Here is a 21,389-nt window from a genome sequence, read left to right as displayed (position 1 = left end):
GCCGGTATGCGCGGTTTGCCCGGCTGAGAAGAGTCTGTGAATTCCCGCTCGACGGGAGGAATCCGGGGTACTCCCACGTTGAACGGGGCAGGAGAGGTGAGATCGATGACCACAGCATTCACGCAGACCACGATCGGACAGCAGCAGGCCCGGCCCCAGCTGCCGACCCTGCCCACCGGCTGGCCGATCGGTTCGTACGAGTCCTACGAGCAGGCACAGCGCGCGGTCGACCACCTCGCGGGCACGGACTTCCCGGTCACGGACGTCACGATCGTGGGCGTCGAGCCGATGCTCGTGGAGCGGATCGCGGGCAAGATGTCCTGGGGCAAGGTGCTGGGCAGCGCGGCGACGTCCGGCGCGATGTTCGGTGTGTTCCTCGGCCTGGTGCTCAGCCTGCTGAACCCCGGCGCGGGACTGGTGCCGATCGTGATCGGCCTGGTCGCCGGTCTCGGGTTCAACCTGCTGTTCGGGGCCCTGGGTTACGCGGCGAACCGCAACAAGCGCGGGTTCATCTCGCAGAGCCAGCTGGTGGCCCGGCGATACGACGTGCTGTCGCAGCCGCGCAACGCCGAGAAGGGTCGTGAGCTGCTCGCGGACCTCGCGGCGCGGAGCGCTTTCGGCCACTGACCCGCTGAAGATCGAAGGCCGCTCCCGGTGTTCCGGAGGCGGCCTTCGTCGCGTCCGGCGGTCCGGAGCGCCCCAATGTGGCCTTCGGTGCGTCTGACGCACCGAAGGCCACATTGGGGGCGTCAGACGCAACCAAGGCCGCCTTGGGCGCTTGCCCCTCCCTGTGGACAACTCGCGCCGACCGCGCCGGAACTGTCGGTAGCCGCCGGTAGCGTGGAAAACGGGGGCTGCTCAGGTCCCCGAGGACACCGCCGGCACGTCGTCGGCCCCGGCCGGGTCGGGAGAACCCGCTGGCCGGCCCGTGCGCAACAGCTCGCCCCACCGGCCGCGGTCGTACTCGGCCGGGGGCGCCTCAGCCAAGAACTCGCGCAGGATCTCCAGGAACCGCCGCGGGTCGGACCGGTGCGGGAAGTGGCCCGCGCCCTCGAACAGCACCAGCCTGCTGCCCGGCATCGCCCGGTGCGCGCGCCGCGCGTGGCCGCTCGGCACCACCCGGTCGTCGGTCCCCCACACGAGCAGCGTCGGGATCCCCTCGGTCAGGTAACAACGGTCCAGCATGTTGACCACCTGCCCGCGCCAGTCGACGACCGACCGCAGCGTCCGCAGGAACGCCGAGCGCGTGCCCGGCTCGAGCAGCCGGACGTAGCGCGTCACCACGTAGTCGAGGTCCGGCCCCAGCCCCAGCCCCTCGGACACCCGCAGCAGCCCGGCGAGCCCGCGCAGCGCCGTCAGCGCCGGGCGCGTGCCCAGCAGCGGCAGCACCAGCCCCGCACCCGGCGCGGCGGCCAGCCGCAGCAGCGGGTGCACGCTCGCCCCGACACCGCCCGAGCCGACCAGCACCAGCCGTTCGCAGCGTTCCGGGAACTGGTAGGCGAACTGCATCGCGACGCCACCGCCGAGCGAATGCCCGATCACCGTCACGCGGTCGACGTCGAGCGTGGTCAGCAGGTCGCGCATCCCACACGCGTAGGCCGCGACGGAGTAGTCCGCGCGCGGCTTGGCCGAAGCGCCGTGGCCGAGCAGGTCGGGCGCGATCACCGTGTGGTCGGTCGAGAGCGAGGCCAGCAGCTCCAGCCACGTCGCCGAGTCGTCGCCGATGCCGTGCAGGAACAGCAGGGCGGGCCCGCGCCCGGCCATCCGGTAGGCGCGCTCGTACCCGTGGACGACGCGGGTGCGCGGGGCGAAGCCGTCCGCCCCGACCTCGGTGAGTGGCACGCGTCCAGCTCAGCACGCCCGCGTTTCGCCCACGTTCGGATCGGGTGAACACCGCGAAAGGCCGAAGACCGCCCCCGGATCGGGTCCGGAGGCGGCCTTCGTCGCGTCAGGAGCGGCCCCGACCTCCACTCCTGAGGGCTTTCACCGCGTCGGCGTCGTCGGCGTCGTCGGCGGGGTGGTCGACGGCGTGGTCGTCGAAGCCGGCGGGGTGGTCGTGGGCGTGGGCGTCGGCGCCGTCACCTTCGGGATCGCGGCGCTGAACGGCACGTTCGGGTCCTCGCGGCAGGCCGAGCGGTAGCCGTTGTAACCGTTGTAGTTGCCCTGGTTGTCGGTGACGCCCTGCTCGACCCGCGGCCGCGGGAAGCGGTTGTCCTCGCCGATCTTCTCCTTGGTGCCGCTGGACCGCTCGCAGCCGTAGCGGGTCAGCGTGATCGGCCGGCCCTGTTCGTCGTAGAGGTAGACCTCCGTCAGCGGCTTGCCCTCGGCGTCGAACGCGTAGACGTTCTCGATTTCGTGGCTGCCGTAGCTCAGCTGGTCGTTCCCGTACTGGTCGGACGTCTGGTAGTACGACGACGGCGAGCTCTGGTAGGCGTTCCGGTTCGAGATGAGGTCGACCGCGGCGCCGAACCCGCCCAGCGCGCCGCCGACGACGAACGCCGAGACCGGCACGGCCAGCCACAGCAGCCGCCGGTCGCCGCGCACCCGCGGGCCGGCCCACACGATCCCCGCCCCCGCGACGAGCAGGAACGGCAGCATCAGCACCGCGTTCCGCTGCCGGAGCATGAGCAGCACCCCGAACGCGATCAGCGTGACGGCGCACAGGATCCACCACGCCGGCTTGAGCGAGCTCAGGTACCGCAGCACCTTCCCGGATTCTTCCTGCTCGCGCCCCTTGGCCAGCGCGCCGCGCAGCCACACCGTTTCCGGCAGCGCCAGCACCGGCTCGACCCCGCCGCGCAGCAGCAGGAACAGGCTGACCAGGAACACCGGGAGGAACAGCAGCAGGCCCGCGAGCACGTCCGGGTCGATGGACACGGCGGCGCCGAACGACAGCATCGCCAGCCCGAGCGCGCAGATCACCAGGCCCCACAACGCGATCCGCGGTTTCGCGAGGCTCGGGCTCTTGGTGGTGGTGAGCACCTGCGTCGCCCCCTCGGCCGGCGCCGGGTAGCCCCCGGAGGCGCGCAGCTCGGCGGCGTAGCTCTCCGGCGAGCCGAGCCGTTCGATCAGCGCCTCGACGCGGGCGCCCTCCCCCAGCTCGGCCTCCAGCTCCGCCAGGTGCGGGCGGACGTCTTCGAGGATCTCTTCGATTTCGCTCGCGGGCAGGTCGGCGAGCGCGGTGCGGACCCGCGCCAGATACACCCGCACGGCGGTCGGCTTCTCGCTCATGCTGCCTCTCCCAAAAGCACGTTCATCGTCGATGCGAAGCTCTGCCAGGTCTTCCCCGACTCCGCGAGGCGGAGCCGGCCCGGCTCGTTCAGGCTGTAGTACTTGCGGTGGGGCCCTTCTTCGCTGGGCACCACGTACGAGGTGAGCAGGCCGGCCTTGTAGAGCCTGCGCAGCGTCCCGTACACCGACGCGTCCCCCACCTCGTCCAGGCCGGCGGCCCGGAGTCTTCGCAGGACGTCGTACCCGTAGCCGTCGTCCTCGCGGAGCACCGCCAGCACGGCCAGATCGAGCACCCCTTTGAGCAGCTGACTGATCTCCACTGCACCCTCCAGTCTTACGCTTGGAAAGGTACCACGCATTGCACAGTAGTGTGCACGGCGAGGGCCCGAACGGGAATCTCGTTAGGGTTGGCCCATGGATCTGGTGAAGACGGACTTCCAGGTGCTCGACGACCGCTTCGCGCGGGTCAACGGCGACGAGTGGATGCAGCGCCTGCACACCGGCTGCCGCTGGACGGAGGGGCCGGCGTACTTCCCGGCCGGGCGGTACCTGGTGTTCAGCGACATCCCGAACAACCGCACGCTGCGCTGGGACGAGACAACCGGGCGGGTCGGAGTCTTCCGTCAGCCGTCCGAGTACGCGAACGGGCACACTGTCGACCGCGCCGGACGGCTGATCAGCTGTGAGCAGGGCCCGCGCCGGGTGACCCGCACCGAGCACGACGGCTCGATCACGGTGCTGGCGTCGCACTTCGAGGGCAAGCGGCTGAACAGCCCGAACGACGTGGTCGAGCACTCGGACGGGTCAATCTGGTTCACCGACCCGAGTTACGGCATCGACAGCGACTACGAGGGGTACCGAGCCGAGAGCGAGATCGGCGGCTGTCACGTGTACCGGGTGTCCCCGTCCGACGGCGAGGTCCGCATCGTCGCGGACGACTTCTCCCGCCCGAACGGCCTCGCCTTCTCGGCCGACGAGTCGTTGCTGTACATCGCCGACACGCGCCAGGACCCGAGTCACATCAGGGTGTTCGAGGTGCGGGACAACGGAAAGCTGACGGGTGGCGAGGTGTTCGCAACGTCCGACAGCGGCGGTTTCGACGGCATCCGGGTCGACAGCGAGGGCCAGGTGTGGGCGGCCGCGCACGACGGGTTGCACTGCTTCGCCCCGGACGGAACCCGGATCGGCAAGCTGAGGGTGCCGGAGATCTGTTCGAACTTCACCTTCGGCGGGGCGCGCGGGAACGAGCTGTTCATCACGGCTTCGAGCTCGGTGTACACGCTGAGGGTGACGGTGAACGGGGCTCGCTACCCGCGGTGAGGGCTGGCTGGCTGGCTGGCTGGCTGGCTGGCTGGCGACGCGAAGTTGCCGGCTCCGCCCGCTCGCGGCTCGGTCAGCGCAGCCCCGACTAGGCCGCGGTCAGAAGCCGCCCAGCGCGGCTTCCGGTCGACCCCACCGCCCTCAGCGCAGCGCGCCCTGCCGGACCCGGGTCAGCACCGCGTCTCGCTGCCACGCCCGGCTCACCCGGACCAGCCAAGCCGCCTCTGCGGCGACGTCCGCGTCCGCCTCGGCCTCCAGTGGTGCCAACGGCACTCCCTCCGCCTGCTCGAAACGGCGGCCCTCCCTACCAGCCTCGATCGCCGCTGCCAGGGTCACGGCCTCCACCGTGGGAGCCAAGTCCGGTTCGCGGACTCCCGCCCGGCGGGCCTCCGCCTCCACCCGCGCCGGGAGGGCCGGGTCGAAGTGGGCTCGCAGCGCCAAATGGCCGTCGCGGATTTCGATCACCCTGCGGTACAGCGCGAACTCCGCGCCCGCCGTCAGCTCGCGGCCCGGGTCCAGTGCGATGCCCGGGACCGCCGAGCGCAGCGCCTTCCACAGCGGCTCGATGCGCCGGTACGCGCGGTACGCGCGCACCCGCCCGACCACCGACGACACCGCCGGTGACCACGCGCTGAGCGTCGCGCCGGCCGTCACGAAACAGATCGTCGTCGCCGCCAAGACCGAGGAGGGCAGGTCCTCCCGGGCGCCGATCCTCGCCGACTGGGCCAGGCGGCGGACGTCGTCGATGTCCCAGAACGTCCACGCGATCGCCGCGCCCACCCCCACCACCAGCAGCCAGAGCCCGGCGCGCAGCGGGCCCGGCTCGGCGTGCCACGCGCTGCGGGTGAACACCGTGATCAGCAGCCCGAGGCTGACCAGGCTGTAGATCAGGAACACGGCCTTGTCCCCCAGCGCGAACGGCAGCGTGCCGGGCGAAAAAACCGTCTCGTCGCCGACGCGCTGCGGCTCGGACAGCGCGAAGCACACCGCCAGCAGCACCATCGCCGCTCCGGTGAACAGCCCGTGCGGGGTGAGGCGCGCGCCTTCACCCCTCCACACCGACTGCGTGAACGCCACCGCGAAGCCGATCGCCCCCAGCTTCAGCTCGTCGCCGGCCAGGGTCAGGACCCACTCGGCGAGCGGGCCCGGGCCGACGAACGCCTCCATCGCCGGGGTCAGCACCAGGATGCCGGTGGCGATGCAGATGCCGAACCCGGCGAGGAACCACATCGTGCGCACCGGCTGGCTGTGGCGGGCCTCGATCAGCTTGTACCCGAACCCCGCGAACCCCACCACGCACAGGAGGTACGCGAGGGTCTCGGTCACGGCGCGCGGCGGCGGGACCGGCCGCCGAACAGCGAGTCGAAGTTCCGCAGGCCGTCCGGGACGTCCGGCGCCGGCTCGCGCGGCTCTTCGGGCCGCACGACGCGCTGGGCCAGCAGGCTCGCGACGAGCTCGGCCTCCCGCTCCTGGACCTCCGTGTACGTGGTGCGGCCGAGCACCCGCCGGACCAGCTCCGGCGAAAGGTTCGGCATCAGCTGACGGCCGGCCGCGGCGTCGATCGCGACGCCGTCCGCGCCGGCGTCGGCCCCGGTGTGCCCGCACAGCAGGTGCCCGACCTCGTGCAGCAGGATGTGGCGCCGGTGCAGGGCGGTCGTGTTCGTCGGGTACAGGATGTAGTCGGCGCGATCGGTGCTCATGAGCAGCCCGCACGGCGCGCCTTCGGGGGCGCTGACCGGCATGAGCTCGATCGGGCGGCCGCGGCCGGCGGCCAGGCTCGCGACGAACCGCTCGGCGTCGAACGGCTCCGGCAGGCTGACGGCGTCGGCGACCTCACGGGCGCGCCGCCACAGGGCGCGGCTCGGCCGGCGCGCGGAAAGCCGCTGCCAGAGCCCTGCCACCTCAGCCTTCGCCACCCTCAACCGCCTCCGACCGGCCGATCACGTTCCCCGCCTCGGGTCAGCCTAGAAGACTCCGGCCGGCAGATCACTCCCCAGCCGATCCCGAACCCTCCGCGCGGTTCCGGCCTGCTACTTCGCTCCCCCGCGGCCGGCTTCGCGACGGGCGATCGCGTCGATCATGTCGCTGATCGTGTCGAGCCCGTCGGCCGACAGGGTCACCGCGCGCAGGGCCAGGTCCCGGACTCCCGCGTCACGCAGCGCGCCCAGCAGGGCCAGCTCTTCGGCGATCTTCTTGCTTTGCTCGTCGTCGAAGAAGTATGCCGGAGGCACGCCGAAGAACTGGGCGAGCGCCTCCAGGTGACGCTTGGTCGGGTTGTCCCGGCGGCCGGTGCGCAGCTGCCACAGGTAGGTCGTCGAGAAGCTCTCCCCCGTTGCCTCGCGGCAGGCCTTCGCGGCCTCTTCGTTGCTGTACGGCTCCCGATCGGGCCTGCGGACCACGTGGAACAGCTGGTCGATCTTGTCGGCCAGCGTCGACTTTCCGGGCTCCTTGACCACGATGCACTCCCTCAGCTGCCAGGCACATTCATCTTAGCTGAAAGGCGAACACCATTAATCAACGCGAGCTAGCCCTCGGCCGCGGCTGGCAGCGCGGACACGAGAACGACGACCGGTTCATGAACGGCTCCCGCCGGATCGCCGTGCCGCACCGGCCGCACGGCAGCCCCTCCTGGCCGTACGCGTCCAGCGACCGGTCGAAGTACCCCGACTGCCCGTTGACGTTCACGTACAGCGCGTCGAACGACGTGCCGCCCGCGCCCAGCGCCGCGTTCATCACGTCCGACGCCGCCGACAGCAGCTCACGGCCCTTCGCGAGCGTCAGCTTCTCCGTCGGGCGGGCCCAGTGGAGGCGAGCGCGCCACAGGGCTTCGTCCGCGTAGATGTTGCCGATGCCCGAGACGAGCGTCTGGTCGAGCAGGGCCCGCTTGACCTCGGTGCGCCGCGACCGCAGCGCGCGCACCGCCGCGTCGAGGTCGAACGCCGGGTCCATCGGGTCACGCGCGATGTGCGCGATCGTGTCCGGCAGCAGCACCTCGCCGCCGATGTCGTGCAGGTCGTCCAGGGCCAGGCCGCCGAACGTCCGCTGGTCGACGAAGCGCAGTTCCGGGCCGTCGTCGTCGAAGCGCAGCCGCACCCGCAGGTGCTTCTCGTCCGGCGCGCCCTCGGGCTGGACGAGCATCTGCCCGCTCATCCCGAGGTGGGCCAGCAGCGCCTCCTTGTCCGACAGCTCCAGCCACAGGTACTTGCCGCGGCGCCGCGCCGCCTCGACGCGGGTGCCGGCCAGCCGCTTTGTGAAGTCCTCCGCGCCGAGCGCGTGCCGGCGGATGGCCCGCGGGTGCAGGACCTCCGCCGCGTGGATGGTCCGGCCCGCGACGTGTGCCTGCAGGCCCACTCGGACGACTTCGACCTCGGGAAGTTCGGGCATACGACCATTGTGCCCGCCGGGTACGACAGTTTACGGCGCGGCCGGTCCGACGTCGGCCTTCACCAGCGGCACCCGGGTCGCGTACTTGACCGTCGACCCGCTCGGCAGCGTGGTTGCCGCTCGCGAACGAGAAGGTCTTCGAGCCGGTGATGGTGGTCTTGCCAACGTGCTCGGTGATGACCGTGACCGGCGCGGAGGTGGTGCCGGACCGTTTGATCGTCAGGGTCGAACCGGCGCGATCGCGATCAAGGGAAGGAGAAAAGACGCATCCGCCCAACCTCTCAGCGAGTACCAGCGCGGCGGATGATCATCACGCTACTGAGAGGCGGGCGGAATCGTCAACGGAGGTTCCCGGTGCTCAGGACTCCGGGTCGTCGTTCTTCTCGGCCTTCTCGGCCTTCTCGGCTTCGAGCTCGGCCGACAGCGAACGCCAGGCCGTCTCGGCGGCCTTCTGCTCGGCTTCCTTCTTCGTCGACCCGGTGCCGTTGCCCAGCGGGCGGCCGGCGATGAGGACGGTGGCCGTGAACTCCTTGCGGTGGTCCGGACCGGTGTCCTCGACCTTGTACTCGGGCACGCCGAGGCCGGCCGACGCGGTCAGCTCCTGCAGGCTCGTCTTCCAGTCGAGCCCCGCCCCGCGCAACGGCGCTTCGGCGAGCAGGCCGTCGAAGAGGTGGTGCACGAGCTTGCGCGCGATCTCGATGCCGTGCGCCAGGTAGGCGGCGCCGATCACGGCTTCCAGGCCGTCGGCGAGGATGCTCGCCTTGTCCCGGCCGCCGGTGAGCTCTTCGCCCTTGCCGAGCAGCAGGTGCGCCCCGAGCCCGCCCTCGCCGAGCCCGCGGGCGACCCGCGCCAGCGCGTGCATGTTGACGACGCTGGCGCGGAGCTTCGCGAGCTGACCTTCGGGCAGGTCGGGGTGCGTGGTGTAGAGGTGGTCGGTGACGACCAGGCCCAGCACGGCGTCACCGAGGAACTCCAGCCGCTCGTTCGGCGGCAGGCCCCCGTTTTCGTACGCGTACGAACGGTGGGTCAGCGACAGCTCGAGCAGCTCGGGGTCGAGTGTGACCCCGAGCGCTTCGAGCAACGGCGCCGGATCGGCCGGTGGTCCCCCGGGCGTCTTGCCCCCCATGTCGGCTACCCGATCAGGCGGGCTCGACGACCTGGCGGCCGTTGTGCTGGCCGCACGACGGGCACGCGATGTGCTGGAGCTTCGGCTGCTTGCAGGCGCGGTTGGAGCAGGGCACCAGCTGCACCGGAGCCGCCTTCCACTGGCTGCGGCGGGAGCGCGTGTTGGATCGCGACATCTTCCGCTTCGGGACGGCCACGAGTAGATCTCCTTATGACGGTCTGCTCGCGGTCGCGAGCGAACTTCCTCCGCAACGAGCTGGGGCGCTCGTCAGGCTTGCTCAGCGGGACCCGGCGCAGGCTTTTCGCCCGCATTCTCGTCGAAACGCTCGACCAGTGCGGCCCACCGAGGGTCTATCTTCTCATGCCCGTGTCCGGGCTCGAGATCGGCCCACTTGACGCCGCACTCCGTGCAGAGCCCGGCGCAGTCCTCGGTGCACAGCGGCGCCAGCGGGAGGGCCAGCACGACGGCGTCGCGGACGATGGGCTCGAGGTCGATCTTGTCGTCGACCAGCCGGGGGATCTCGTCCTCGTCGGTGGTCTCCTCGGTGGCCGACCCCGGGTAGGCGAACAGCTCCTGGACCTCGACCTCGACCTCTTCGGTCAGCGGGTCGAGACAGCGGGCGCAGGTGCCCTTCGCCGTGGCCTTCGCGGTGCCGCTGACCAGGACGCCTTCGACGACGGACTCGAGCAGCAGGTCGAGCTCGAGTTCGGAGCCGGCGTCGATGGTGATGACGTCGGGGACGCCGAGCGGCGTCTCCACCGGCACGCTGCGCGTGATAGCGCGGCTCAGGCCGGCGTGACGGCCGAGCTCACGGGTGTCGATCACCCAGGGGCTGCGGTCGTCGAGCTGGGGGGTCTTGTTCTCGGACATCCCGTCCAGGGTACGCAGGGGGCGCGACCTCTTTCGAGCTGGCACCCGCGCAGGTCGGACGGACGGCGGCGCGGCCCCGGTGTCGCGACGCTAGGACCGGAGCCCGGCAGACCGAGCGGAGACCAGCGTCACACCTGGTAGTCGTACAGGGTCGGGCGGCCGCCGCTGTTCGGGAGGTTGGCCGGGGAGCGCAGGTGGTTGCGGCCCGAGTCGACCGTCCTCAGCGTTGTCGCCAGCAGCTCCGAGAACTCCGCCAGCTTGCCGTCGACGTACGCGTCGCAGTCCACGCGCTGGCGGTCGGCCTCGGCGTGGGCTTCGTCGACGATGCGGGCCGACTCCGCGTGCGCGGCCTGGACCACCTCGGTCTGCGCGACCAGGCGGCCCTGCTCGGCGCGGCCGTCCTCGATGGCTCGGTCGTAGGCGTCGCGGCCGGCCTGGATCATGCGCTCGGACTCGGCGCGGGAGCGGTCGGTGAGGTTCTGGTACTCGGCCTGGCCCGCCGCGACCGTGCGGTCGGCCTGGTCGTGGGCGTCGGCGAGCATCTGCTCCGCGCGGGCGCGGGCGTCGGCCATGATGCGCTCGGCCTCGTCCGTGGCGTCGGCGAGCGCGCGCTCGGCTTCGGCGTTCGCGCCGGCGACCGTCTCGCTCGCCTCCTTGCGGGCGGCGTGGATCAGGTCGTCGCGCTTGTCGAGCACGTCCTGCGCGTCGTCGACCTCCGCCGGCAGCGCGTCCCGCACGTCGTCGAGGAGCTCGAGCACGTCGCCGCGGGGCACGATGCAGTTGGACGTCATCGGGACGCCGCGCGCCTCCTCGACGATGGTGACGAGCTCGTCGAGCGCCTCGAAAACCCGGTACACGGCAACTCCAATCCCCTGTCGCTGAGATCAGTCTGCCCGTACCCGGCGCCGAACCGGTGAAAGCGCACGGCGCCGGGCGTGTCCCCTCACGAACGTCAGAAGCTCAGGTCGATCCGCTTGAACGTCACGTAGTGGTCGGGCGTGTAGGCGAGCTCGCCCGCCTTGCCGGAGATCACGCGGTCGTTCGTGCCGACGTTGAACAGCTTGTAGTAGCCGGACGCGCAGGCCGGGAGCACGCCTTCCCGGTTCTCGTAGGTCGTGCTGCTGGACGCCCCGCCTCGGACGTTGTCGACCACCGTGCGGGCCGCCGCGGAAAGCTGGGAGTAGCCGATCTTCGTCAGGCCGGACAGGTCGCCGCACGCGTGCGTCTGGCCGCCGCCGGAGATGTCGATGACCTTGAACGTCGCGTAGTGGTCACCGGTGTAGAAGTACTCGCCGCCGCTGCCGGTCACGATGCGGCGCGTGCCGCGGTTGCTCGAGCCGGGCGTCGGCACCGTGTACTCGTGGTAGTAGCCCGACGCGCACGACGGGAGGATGCCTTCCCGGTTGTCGAAGACGACACCGTCGTTCTGCGGGTACGGGAACGGTCCCCCCTTCTGGATCAGGTTGTACGTCGTCGTCGCCTCGGCGGGCAGGGCCGGGAGCGTCGTGTGCGAGAAGCCGGAGAGGTTCCCGCACGCGTTCTGGGCGGCCGTCGTGTTCGTCACCGCTTCGGCGGCGGTGACCCCCATGGAGAACGTGGCCAGGAGCGCGAACAGGATCGCGACCAGGCGTGATCGATTGTTGGTCATTTTCGGACCGTAGCTCGATCGAATGATCGTCAGAAGACGAGAACGTGAACTCGCGCGGTAACGGCCGCAAGTCCCGACGAACGTAGGGGCCGGTCAGGCGCCGAGCTTCGGGAACTTCTCCGAGAGGCGCTCGTACACCACGGCCGGCACCAGGTGCTCGATGTCGCCGCCGAGCGCCGCGACCTCCTTGACCAGCGAGCTGGACACGAACCCGTACGCCGGGTTGTTCGCCATCAGCAGCGTCTCGACGCCGGTGAGCTCGCGGTTCATCTGGGCCATCTGCAGCTCGTAGTCGAAGTCGCTGACCGAGCGCAGGCCCTTCGCGATCGCCGCGATGCCGTTGTCGCGGCAGTAGTCGACCAGCAGGCCTTCCCACGAGTCGACCCGCACGTTGCCCAGCTTCGCGGTGATCTCGCGGAGGATGTCGAGCCGTTCGGGGACCTCGAAGAGGCCCTTCTTGCTCTTGTTCACCCCCACCGCGACGACGACCTCGTCGAACAGCTGGGCCGCCCGCTCGATGATGTCGAGGTGCCCGTTGGTGGCCGGATCGTAGGAACCGGGACAGACCGCACGCCGCATGGCGCGGACGCTACCGTGCCCGGCCGCCGCCCGCCCGTCCCCCGCGGGGTGGTTCACACCACAGCCGCGTACTCCGCCCAGTACACCGCCGTGTCGCCGTACTTCTTCGCGCGCGAGGGCTCGAAGCCGCCCGGCCAGTCCGGCTCGCCGTCGCGGGCCGCGCGCTCGACGACGACCAGCGCGGACTCCCCCAGCCAGCCGCCCGCGGCCAGCGCGGCGAGCACGCGTCCCAGTGCGGCCGAGTCGACGGCGTACGGCGGGTCGGCCAGCACCAGGTCGAACGGCCGGGGCGCGGGCGCCGCGACCACAGTTTCGACCGCCCCCGGCCGGACTGTGCCGCCCAGTCCCAGAGCCGCGACGTTGCCGCGCAGGACGTCCACCGCGCGCCGGTCGGACTCCACGAACAGGGCGTCCGCGGCGCCGCGGGAGAGGGCTTCGAGACCGAGCGCGCCCGAGCCCGCGTAGAGGTCGAGGACGTGGGCGCCGTCCACCTCGCCGGCCGTCTCCAGGGCGTTGAACAGGGCTTCCCGTACACGTTCCGACGTCGGCCGGGTGCCCTTCGGCGGCACCTTCAGCCGCCGCCCGCCCGCCGTCCCGGCCACGATCCTGGTCACCCCCTGATTGTGCGGGGATGACACGGCGCACTGATGGCCGGGACATTGGTGAACCCGCCGCACCCAACGCGTAGAGTCGTTCTTCGCCCTCGGAGGCGATCCAGAAGCTGTCAAGGAGCCATGCGTGTCGGAACCTCGGGTCAGACGGGCCGAGATCGCCATCGAACAAGCCCACGTCGATCGCGTGTACACCCGTCTGGACGAACTGCGGGCCCAAGCCGAGGCGATGCGCACCAAGGGCTACGAGATCGGCCAGGGCGCGCAGCGCGAGGCGATCTTCGAGCAGGCGTCGATGCTGTTCGAGCGCGACATGATGGTCTACCACGCCAACCAGACGCTCCAGACGCTCGACGCCGAGTACGAAGGCCTTGTCTTCGGCCGCCTCGACGACCGTGAGGGCGAACGCACCTACGTCGGCCGCCTCGGCATCCGCGACGCCGAGTTCGACAACCTCGTGACGGACTGGCGCGCGCCGGCCGCGGCCGCGTTCTACCAGGCCACGGCCGAGGAGCCGATGGACGTCGTGCGGCGGCGCGTGATCCGCTGCTCCGGCCAGAACGTCCTCGACGTCGACGACGACGTCCTGATCGCCGACGCCGTGCCCGAAGACATGCAGATCGTCGGCGAAGGCGCGCTGATGGCCGCGCTGGGGCGCTCGCGCGGCGAGAAGATGCGCGACATCGTCGCGACCATCCAGAAGGAGCAGGACGAGGTCATCCGGGCGCCGTGGCGCGGCGTCACCGAGATCACCGGCGGGCCGGGCACCGGCAAGACGGCCGTCGCGCTGCACCGCGCCGCCTACCTGCTCTACCGCTACCGCCGTCAGCTGGGCGGGGCCGGCGTGCTCGTGATCGGGCCGTCCGGGGTGTTCACGAGCTACATCTCGCGCGTCCTCCCCTCGATGGGGGAGACGAACGTCGAGCTGCGCGCGCTCGGCGAAGTCCTCGACGGCCTCGAGGCGACCCGGCAGGACCCGGCGCCGCTCGCCGCGGTCAAGGGGTCGCTGCGGATGCGGAAGATCCTGCTGCGGGCGCTGCGGGACACCCCGCCGGAGGCGCCCGAGGAGATGCGGATCGTCTACCGCGGCGAGGTCCTGAAGCTGAACGCGCGGGAGCTGGAGAAGGTCCGCCGCAAGGCCCACACGCAGGGCGCGCCGCCGAACCGGTCGCGGATCCGGGCGGCCGAGCTGCTGCTGGACGCGCTCGCGGCGAAGGCCGAGGAGTACGCGAAGGCCGACGGCAAGCCGTTCGAACGGGCGGAGCTGATCACCGACCTGGGCGAGCGGATCGACTTCCACCGGTTCCTGGTCGTGTGGTGGCCGGTGCTGTACCCCGCGCAGATCCTGAAGTGGCTGGGCGAGGAGAAGCGGCTGGCGTCGGTGGCGAAGGGCGTGCTGAACCGGCACGAGATCTCGATGCTGGCCGCGGACCTCGCGGACCGCTCGCGCGGCTGGTCGATCGCGGACGTCGCGCTGCTGGACGAGCTCCGCGTGCTGATCGGGCCGCCGCCGAAGCGGAAGCGCCGCCAGATGATCGAGGTCGAGCCGCAGCGCTCCGGCGGCGCCCCGACCCGGCCCGAGCACTACGACGAGTACTCGCACGTCGTCGTCGACGAGTCCCAGGACCTTTCGCCGATGCAGTGGCGGATGGTCGGCCGACGCGGGAAGTACGCGAGCTGGACGGTCGTCGGCGACCCGGTGCAGAGCTCGTGGCCGGACCCGGCGGAGGCGGCCCAGGCGCGCGACCAGGCGTTCGGCGTGAAGACGGCGCGGCGGCGGTTCACGCTGCGGACGAACTACCGGAACTCGGCGGAGATCTTCGACCTGGCGGCGAAGGTGGTGTCCGGGCACGCGGAGTCGGGCGAGCTGCCGGTGGCGGTCCGCAAGACGGGTGTCGAGCCGGACGTCCGCCCGGTCGAGGCGGCGGGCCTGGCCTCGGCGACCCAGGCGGCGGTGAAGGAGCTGCTGGGCGCGGTCGAGGGCACGGTCGGCGTCATCACGGCGATGGACCGGGTCCCGGAGGTCGCGGGCTGGCTCGCGGACCAGGGTGACGAGCGGCTGAAGGTCGTCGGCAGCCTCGACTCGAAGGGCCTGGAGTACGACGCGGTGGTGCTCGTGGAGCCGAACGACCTGATCACCGAGTCGACGACCGGGCGGCGGGTGCTGTACGTGGCGCTGACCCGGGCGACGCAGCAGCTGACGGTGCTGGCGTCGAACCCGGACTGGCTGCCGAGCTGACCCGAAGAGTCGCGGCCGGACACGCTGAAGGGCTCCTTCGAGGGGCGGGAGGCGGGGTTCCCGTGCCCTTGAAGGAGCCCTTCAGACCCCCGGTGAAATGAACGTCTTCGGACGTGCGGTCCGTCCGAGGCATGTCTAGCCGATCCGGGTTGTTCGGTGTCCGCGCCCGGGCACCGAACAACAACGCCGAACAACTGCTCAGGGGCAGGGTGGCGCGTAGTCGAGGCCGGGGAGGCTCGCCGTCCACTCGGGCTCGGTGATGCGGGGCGCCGTCACCGCGCAGATCCTCGTCGCCGCCCGGCCGGGGTCGGTCTCCCACAGCCGGACCGTCCCATCCGCGACGGTTTCGGCCAGCGTGTGGCCGTCCGGGGCGAACTGGACGACGTAGACGCGGTCGCGCTCCTCGGGCAGCACCGCGTACGGCGCCGCGCTCGCGACGTCCCACAGCCGGACCGTGCGGTCGTAGCTGCCGGACGCCAGCGTGGCGCCGTCCCCGCTGAAGGACACCGACATGACGTTGTCGGCCTGCCCGGCCAGCACCGCCGAAAGCCGCGCGTGGGCCGGGTCGGCCACGTCCCACAGCCGCACCGTGCGGTCCGCGCTCGCGGTCGCGACGTGCTTGCCGTCGGGGCTGTAGGCGACCGAAAAGACCGTGTCCGTGTGCCCTTCGAGCGTCGCCAGCGGCTTCGGCGCGCGCGGCGCCGAGACGTCCCACAGCCGCGCGGTGTGGTCCCAGCCGGCCGTGGCGAGCGTGCGGCCGTCGGGGCTGAAGGCCAGCGTGTGGACGTCGTCCTCGTGGCCCTGCAGCCGCGCGATCTCCACCGGGCGCAGGCGGTCGGCGAGGTCCCAGAGGCGGGCGGTGTGGCCGTCCCCCGCGGTGGCGAGCAGCCGCCCGTCCGGGCTGAACGCGACCGCGTCGACGTCGTCGTGCAGCCGGTTGACCACCACCGGCGGCCCCGGGCGGGCCGGGTCGGTGACGTCCCGCAGCGTCATCGTGTGGTCCCAGCTGCCGGTGGCCAGCGTGCGCCCGTCCGGGCTGAGCGCGACCCCGCAGACCGCGTCGCCGAACCCGCCGATCGTCGCGACCCCGCGCGGCGCGGCCGGGTCGGTGAGGTCGTGCAGCCGCACCACCTCGTCGTAGCCGCCGGTGGCCAGCAGCTTCCCGCCGGCGCCGAAGGCGGCGCGGCACGTCTGCGCCGTGTGCGCGGGGTAGGCGGGCCCGGGCAGGTCCCAGAGCCGGGCAGTCTGGTCGTCGCTGGCCGTGGCGAGCGTGCGGCCGTCCCGGCTGAACACCGCGGAGACGACGGCGCCGGTGTGCCCGGGCAGGGCCGGCAGCTCACGCGGGTGCCGCGGGTCGGCGACGTCCCACCGCCGGGCCGTGCGGTCGAAGCCGGTGGTGGCGAGGGTGCGGCCGTCGGCGGTGAACGCGACCGAGCGGACGATCGCCTTGTGCGCGCCGAGCGACGACAGCTGCGCCGGGTGCCCGGGGTCGGTGACGTCCCAGAGCCGCGCGGTCTGGTCCTGGCTCGCGGTCGCGAGGACGTGCCCGTCGGGACTGAAGGCGACCGAGTGCACGACGTCGGTGTGCCCGGTCGCGACCCCGAGCTGGCGCCGCGAGGCGACGTCCCAGATCCGCGCGGTCTTGTCGGCCGACGCGGAGGCGAGCAGCTTGCCGTCGGCGCTGAAGGCGAGGTTGTTGACGTACGACGTGTGCCCGGTCAGCTCCCCCGCCGGCCGCGGGCGCCCGGGGCCGGTGGTGTCGTAGAGCCGCAGCGTGCCCTCGACGTCGCCGGTCGCGAGCAGCGGGCCCACCGGGCTGAAGGCGACCGCGTACGCCTTGCCTTCGTGCTGCTCGACGACGGCGCCGGGGCCCGGCCGCGCCGGGTCGGTGACGTCCCAGACGCGGACAGTCCCGTCGAAGCCCGCGGTCGCGACGCTGCGGCCGTCGGCCGCGAAGGCGACGGAGTTGACGTTGCCGGTGTGCCCGGACAGGACGCCCAGCGGCGCCGGGTGGTGCGGGTCGTGGACGTCCCACAGCCGCGCGGTGCCGTCCCAGCTGGCCGTGGCGAGGACTCGGCCGTCCGGGCGGAGGGCGACGGTGTTGACCCGGCCGGTGTGCCCGGTGAGCCGGGTCGCGTACGGCGTCGCGGCCACGCCGAGGACGCTGCTGCGGGCGTCGGCGCTCGGGTCGAGGCGGTACGCGGCGAGCGCGAGCTGCGCGGCCAGCGCGGGGTTGGTGGCCCGCATGGCCAGCGCCTGGCCGGCGACCTTCTGGGCGAGGGCGCTGTTGCGCTGGTCGGTGGCCGTGGTCTCGGCGCGCACGGCGTAGACGGACGCGGTCACGGCGACGAGCAGCAGCACCGCCAGCAGCGCGACGAGCTGCCGCAGCCGCCGCGTCCGGCGCCGGTCGCGGTCCTGCTCGGCGTGCTCGACGGCGAGGCTCGCGTCGAGGAACCGCCGTTCCCGCCGGGACAGCGCGGTCTCCTGGCGCGCGGCCCACTCCCGCGCGATGGCCAGCCGGGTGCCGCGGTAGAGCCAGCCCGGGTCCTCCTCGACCGACTCCCAGGCGTCGGTCGCCTCGGTGAGCTGCCGGTGCACCCGCAGGCCCTCGCGGTCCTGGGTCAGCCACTCCCGCAGGCGCGGCCAGCCGCGGATGAGGGCCTCGTGCGCGATCTCGATGCCGGTGTCGTCGAGGGTGACCAGCCGCGCGGCGGCCAGCTCGCCGAGCACGACGGCGGTGTCCTCGTCGTCGGTGTCGACCTCGGCGCGGCTGATCCGGCGCTTCGTGTCTTCGGTGCCTTCGCCGAGCGCGGTCATCCGGAGGAAGATCTGCCGCGCGAGCCGCTGCTGCCGGGCCGAGAGCTTCGCGAAGGTGCCTTCGGACGTCTGCGCGATGGCCCGCTCGATCCCGCCGCTGGACTCGTAGCCGGCCAGGGTGAGCGTGGTCCCGCGGCGGCGGCGCCACGTCTCCAGCAGCGCGTGCGAGAGCAGCGGGAGCACCCCGGGCTGGCCGGTGGCGTCGGCGACGAGCCGGGAGACCAGCGCGTTCTCGACGCGGTAACCGGCGTCGACGGCCGGGCGCGAGATCGCCTGGCGGAGCTCCTCGGTGGTCATCGGGCCGACCAGGACCTGCGCGTCCTGCATGGCCTCGGCGAGCTCGGCGTGGCGTGCGCAGTGGGTGTAGAAGTCGGTGCGGATGCCGAGGACGACCTGCGCGCGGCTGCCGGGCTCGGTGGTCGCGGTGACCAGCGCGGCCAGGAAGCGGGCGCGCTCCTGCTCGTCCTGGCAGAGCGTGAAGACCTCTTCGAACTGGTCCACGACCAGTACGACGTCGGTGTCGTCGGCTTCGGCCAGCTGGCGGGCGGCCAGGCCGAGGTTGCGCGGGTGCGCGGCGAAGTCGTCGAGCAGCGCTCCGGGAGCGACGCCGAGGGCGGCGGCGAACTTCACCGCGCACTCCTGCAGCGGCCGGGCGCCCGGGGTGAGCAGGACCACCGGGCCCTTCACGGCGGGCAGCAGGCCGGCCCGCAGCAGGGACGACTTCCCCGAGCCGGACGCGCCGAGGACGGCGAGAAAACGTTGTCCCGAAAGGCGGGCGACGAGCTTTTCGACGAGCCGTTCCCGGCCGAAGAATCGACCCGCGTCAGCTGAGGTGAATGCGGCCAGCCCGACGTAAGGCGGAATTTCCCCGGCTTGGGGCTCGGCCGGTGAATCGGCACCGCCCCCGCCCGGATCTTCGGCGACGACGTGCCAGCGTTCCTCCCATTCACCGGGCACCCCGCCACAGGCCCGCACGTAGGCCAAAGTGACCGCCAGGCTGGGGAGTTTGCGCCCGCCGGCGGCTTCCGAAAGCGTCCCGGCCGAGTAGTGCGCGCGCCGGCCGAGCTCGCGGTAGGTCGGATTCCCGGCGCTCTCGCGCAAACGCCGGAGATCGGCGGCGAATTCGATCAGCAGATCGTCCCCGGGATCCAAGGGGCGCTCCGGACGCGGCACCTCGTCCTCCTGTTTCCGCCGGATTTTCCGCGCCCACCGTATCGGGTCACCCGCACCCCGCGTGGCCGATCGACCCGGACGGGCGTGAAGATCATCACCGGCGTCCGGGAAGCATCCGCGGCACCGGGGCGTTGGACCCGGTTGTGAGCTCACTGCCTGACGTGCCGCTGTCCGTGCTCGACCTGTCCCCCGTGTCCGAGGGGAACACCGTCGGCGAGACCCTGCGCCACACCCTCGACCTCGCCCGCCACGCCGAGCGGCTGGGCTACCACCGCTACTGGCTGGCCGAGCACCACAACATGCCCGGCATCGCCAGCTCGGCGACGGCCGTGCTGATCGGCCACGTCGCCGGCGCGACCGAGCGGATCCGCGTCGGCTCGGGCGGCGTCATGCTGCCCAACCACGCGCCGCTGGTGGTCGCCGAGCAGTTCGGGACGCTCGAGGCGTTCCACCCGGGCCGCATCGACCTCGGCATCGGCCGCGCGCCCGGCACCGACCAGCGGACGGCGCTGGCCCTGCGCGGGCCGGGCGGGCTGTCCGCGGAGAACTTCCCCCAGCACCTGCAGGAGCTGATCGGCTACTTCACCCATTCGGAGGCCCGCGGGGTCAACGCCGTGGTGGCCGAGGGCAACCAGCCGCCGGTGTGGCTGCTCGGCTCGAGCGGCTTCAGCGCCCAGCTCGCCGGGCGGCTCGGGCTGCCGTTCTCCTTCGCGCACCACTTCGCCGCCGAGAACACGATCCCGGCCGTGCAGCTCTACCGGGAGAACTTCCAGCCGTCCGAGGTGCTCGCCGAGCCGCACGTGATGCTCGGGGTGTCCGTGGTCGCCGCGGAGACCGACGAGCGCGCGAAGTTCCTGGCCGGGCCGTCCGGCCTGACGTTCCTCAGCCTCCGCCGCGGCCGCCCGATCGCGCTGCCGACGCCGGAGGAGGCCGCGGAGTACCCGTACACGGAGATGGACCGCGCGTTCCTCGCCGACCGCTTCGGCTCGAGCATCATCGGCTCCCCCGAGACGGTCCACAAGGGACTGGAGCAGCTCCTCGCCGACACCGGCGCGAACGAGCTGATGATCACGACGATGGTCCACGGCCACGCGGACCGCGTCCGCTCCTACGAGCTGATCGCCGGCCTCAAGTCCTGACCGTGAGAACGCCGGCACGCGTGACCAGAGGGTCGGCACGCGTGCTTGAAGGGTCGACACGGCGCGGCTCACCCTGCTGCGGCGTGTCGACCTCCTGATCACGCGTGTCGACCCTCCGGACACGCGTGCCGACCCTTCCGGCACGCACGCCGGTGAGCGGGAATAGACAGGTCCGGCTTCCGGGGCGGGAATTTCTTTTCCTCCGTTGACAACAAGATCGGGCCCGGTTGTCAGTCCCGGACAAGAAATGCGCGGTTACCCGCTCGTGACCGCGTGATCGTGCTCAAGTTCTTGTCTCCCAGCATGGCCGTGGTTAGCGTACCGACCAGTAGGAAACGGCACGGTGACCCCCGAGACCGTGAATGGCCGACAATTGTTACCCCGTTCGGACCATTTCCCTTTGCTCGACTCGGGTGTATTCGGCGTGCCGTCGAAACCGCTGGGGAGGCACACGAATGGCCGAACGGACGACGACGGCGTCGTTCCCCGGGGCCGCCGCGCTGCGGCAGACCGGGCGGCTCTACGGGCTCGGGCTGGACGTCGTCCGGCTGACGTTCCGGCGCCCGTTCCAGCTGCGTGAGCTGATCCAGCAGTTCTGGTTCATCGCGAGCGTCTCGATCCTGCCGACGGCACTGGTGTCCATCCCGTTCGGCGCGGTGATCGCGCTGCACATCGGGTCGCTGACCACGCAGATCGGCGCGCAGTCCTTCACCGGCGCGGCGAGCGTGCTCGCGATCATCCAGCAGGCCAGCCCGATCGTCACCGCGCTGCTCATCGCCGGCGCCGGCGGCAGCGCCATGTGCGCCGACCTCGGCGCGCGCACCATCCGCGAAGAGATCGACGCGATGGAGGTGCTCGGCGTCTCGCCGGTCCAGCGGCTGATCGTGCCGCGGGTGCTCGCCGCCATGGGCGTCGCGGTCTTCCTCAACGGCATGGTCAGCGTCGTCGGCGTGCTCGGCGGTTACTTCTTCAACGTGATCATGCAGCACGGCACGCCCGGCGCCTACCTGGCGAGCTTCTCCGCCCTCGCCCAGCTGCCCGACCTGTGGATCAGCGAGATCAAGGCGCTCATCTTCGGGTTCGTCGCCGGGGTCGTCGCGGCCTACCGCGGGCTGAACCCCAAAGGCGGGCCGAAGGGTGTCGGCGACGCGGTCAACCAGTCCGTGGTCATCACGTTCCTGCTCCTGTTCGTGCTGAACCTGGTGCTCACCACCGTGTACCTGCAGCTCGTGCCGCCCAAGGGGAGCTGAAC

General features: G+C 71.8%; 20 protein-coding genes. 5 read left to right on the top strand and 15 right to left on the bottom strand.

The window, feature by feature from the left end; translation table 11 throughout:
* The first annotated feature begins 105 nt into the window (after positions 1-105).
* Complete coding sequence (locus ACZ61C_RS26285; protein WP_465310476.1) at positions 106-627, top strand: YflT domain-containing protein; 522 nt, start codon at positions 106-108, stop codon at positions 625-627.
* A gap of 231 nt (positions 628-858) precedes the next feature.
* On the opposite strand, the gene ACZ61C_RS26280 is transcribed toward ACZ61C_RS26285, so the two are convergent.
* The 3 genes from ACZ61C_RS26280 to ACZ61C_RS26270 form a co-directional block, all read right to left on the bottom strand.
* Complete coding sequence (locus tag ACZ61C_RS26280) at positions 859-1,764, bottom strand: alpha/beta fold hydrolase (protein WP_465310733.1); 906 nt, start codon at positions 1,762-1,764, stop codon at positions 859-861.
* Between the two features lie 219 nt (positions 1,765-1,983).
* Complete coding sequence (locus ACZ61C_RS26275; RefSeq protein ID WP_465310475.1) at positions 1,984-3,231, bottom strand: DUF1700 domain-containing protein; 1,248 nt, start codon at positions 3,229-3,231, stop codon at positions 1,984-1,986.
* Entirely contained in the window at positions 3,228-3,551 is a 324-nt protein-coding gene (locus tag ACZ61C_RS26270) for a PadR family transcriptional regulator (RefSeq protein WP_465310474.1), read from the bottom strand. Before ACZ61C_RS26270 ends, ACZ61C_RS26275 begins: the two co-directional genes overlap by 4 nt.
* 94 nt (positions 3,552-3,645) lie before the next feature.
* On the opposite strand from ACZ61C_RS26270, the gene ACZ61C_RS26265 reads away from it, so the two are divergent.
* Entirely contained in the window at positions 3,646-4,551 is a 906-nt protein-coding gene (locus ACZ61C_RS26265) for an SMP-30/gluconolactonase/LRE family protein (protein WP_465310473.1), read from the top strand.
* 141 nt (positions 4,552-4,692) lie between these two features.
* Here ACZ61C_RS26265 and ACZ61C_RS26260 read toward each other — a convergent pair whose 3' ends face one another.
* The 11 genes from ACZ61C_RS26260 to rsmD all read right to left on the bottom strand — a co-directional run bounded on the left by ACZ61C_RS26260 (position 4,693) and on the right by rsmD (position 12,772).
* Positions 4,693-5,877, bottom strand: coding sequence for an MAB_1171c family putative transporter (locus tag ACZ61C_RS26260; RefSeq protein ID WP_465310472.1), 1,185 nt, complete (start codon positions 5,875-5,877; stop codon positions 4,693-4,695).
* Positions 5,874-6,404: a hypothetical protein gene (locus ACZ61C_RS26255; protein WP_465310732.1), complete on the bottom strand. Its 531-nt coding sequence runs from the start codon at positions 6,402-6,404 to the stop codon at positions 5,874-5,876. The genes ACZ61C_RS26260 and ACZ61C_RS26255 overlap by 4 nt, the downstream gene beginning before the upstream one ends.
* A gap of 177 nt (positions 6,405-6,581) precedes the next feature.
* A complete protein-coding gene (locus ACZ61C_RS26250; protein WP_465310471.1) occupies positions 6,582-7,007 on the bottom strand; it encodes an XRE family transcriptional regulator in 426 nt (141 codons plus the stop codon).
* Positions 7,008-7,065: 58 nt separating this feature from the next.
* Positions 7,066-7,935 carry a bifunctional DNA-formamidopyrimidine glycosylase/DNA-(apurinic or apyrimidinic site) lyase gene (gene mutM, locus ACZ61C_RS26245; protein WP_465310470.1) on the bottom strand — a complete coding sequence of 290 codons (870 nt, stop codon included), beginning with the start codon at positions 7,933-7,935 and terminating at the stop codon, positions 7,066-7,068.
* A 358-nt stretch (positions 7,936-8,293) separates the two neighbouring features.
* Positions 8,294-9,061, bottom strand: a complete 768-nt coding sequence (gene rnc, locus ACZ61C_RS26240; RefSeq protein WP_465310469.1) for a ribonuclease III — start codon at positions 9,059-9,061, stop codon at positions 8,294-8,296.
* Between the two features lie 13 nt (positions 9,062-9,074).
* Positions 9,075-9,257, bottom strand: coding sequence for a 50S ribosomal protein L32 (gene rpmF / locus ACZ61C_RS26235; protein WP_013223689.1), 183 nt, complete (start codon positions 9,255-9,257; stop codon positions 9,075-9,077).
* Between the two features lie 71 nt (positions 9,258-9,328).
* Positions 9,329-9,931, bottom strand: a complete 603-nt coding sequence (locus ACZ61C_RS26230; protein WP_465310468.1) for a YceD family protein — start codon at positions 9,929-9,931, stop codon at positions 9,329-9,331.
* 128 nt (positions 9,932-10,059) lie between these two features.
* The gene (locus tag ACZ61C_RS26225; protein ID WP_465310467.1) at positions 10,060-10,788 is read right to left on the bottom strand and encodes a DivIVA domain-containing protein; all 729 of its coding nucleotides are present in this window, start codon (positions 10,786-10,788) and stop codon (positions 10,060-10,062) included.
* Between the two features lie 95 nt (positions 10,789-10,883).
* Positions 10,884-11,579: a ribonuclease domain-containing protein gene (locus tag ACZ61C_RS26220; protein ID WP_465310466.1), complete on the bottom strand. Its 696-nt coding sequence runs from the start codon at positions 11,577-11,579 to the stop codon at positions 10,884-10,886.
* 93 nt (positions 11,580-11,672) lie between these two features.
* On the bottom strand, positions 11,673-12,158 hold the full coding sequence (coaD, locus tag ACZ61C_RS26215; RefSeq protein WP_465310465.1) for a pantetheine-phosphate adenylyltransferase: 486 nt from the start codon (positions 12,156-12,158) through the stop codon (positions 11,673-11,675).
* A 53-nt stretch (positions 12,159-12,211) separates the two neighbouring features.
* Entirely contained in the window at positions 12,212-12,772 is a 561-nt protein-coding gene (rsmD, locus tag ACZ61C_RS26210) for a 16S rRNA (guanine(966)-N(2))-methyltransferase RsmD (RefSeq protein ID WP_465310464.1), read from the bottom strand.
* A 124-nt stretch (positions 12,773-12,896) separates the two neighbouring features.
* Here rsmD and ACZ61C_RS26205 point away from each other — a divergent pair, with 124 nt between their 5' ends.
* Complete coding sequence (locus ACZ61C_RS26205; protein WP_465310463.1) at positions 12,897-15,008, top strand: HelD family protein; 2,112 nt, start codon at positions 12,897-12,899, stop codon at positions 15,006-15,008.
* Between the two features lie 198 nt (positions 15,009-15,206).
* On the opposite strand, the gene ACZ61C_RS26200 is transcribed toward ACZ61C_RS26205, so the two are convergent.
* On the bottom strand, positions 15,207-18,998 hold the full coding sequence (locus ACZ61C_RS26200) for an nSTAND1 domain-containing NTPase (RefSeq protein ID WP_465310462.1): 3,792 nt from the start codon (positions 18,996-18,998) through the stop codon (positions 15,207-15,209).
* 143 nt (positions 18,999-19,141) lie between these two features.
* On the opposite strand from ACZ61C_RS26200, the gene ACZ61C_RS26195 reads away from it, so the two are divergent.
* Together ACZ61C_RS26195 and ACZ61C_RS26190 are read left to right on the top strand one after the other, a co-directional pair.
* Entirely contained in the window at positions 19,142-20,137 is a 996-nt protein-coding gene (locus ACZ61C_RS26195) for an LLM class flavin-dependent oxidoreductase (RefSeq protein ID WP_465310461.1), read from the top strand.
* A 455-nt stretch (positions 20,138-20,592) separates the two neighbouring features.
* Positions 20,593-21,387, top strand: coding sequence for an MlaE family ABC transporter permease (locus tag ACZ61C_RS26190; RefSeq protein WP_465310460.1), 795 nt, complete (start codon positions 20,593-20,595; stop codon positions 21,385-21,387).
* Positions 21,388-21,389 lie beyond the last annotated feature (2 nt).

This window comes from Amycolatopsis sp. NPDC104587, from assembly GCF_055583645.1.
The sequence above is the reverse complement of the archived record's forward strand: the minus strand, read 5'-3'. Positions and strand labels throughout refer to the sequence as shown.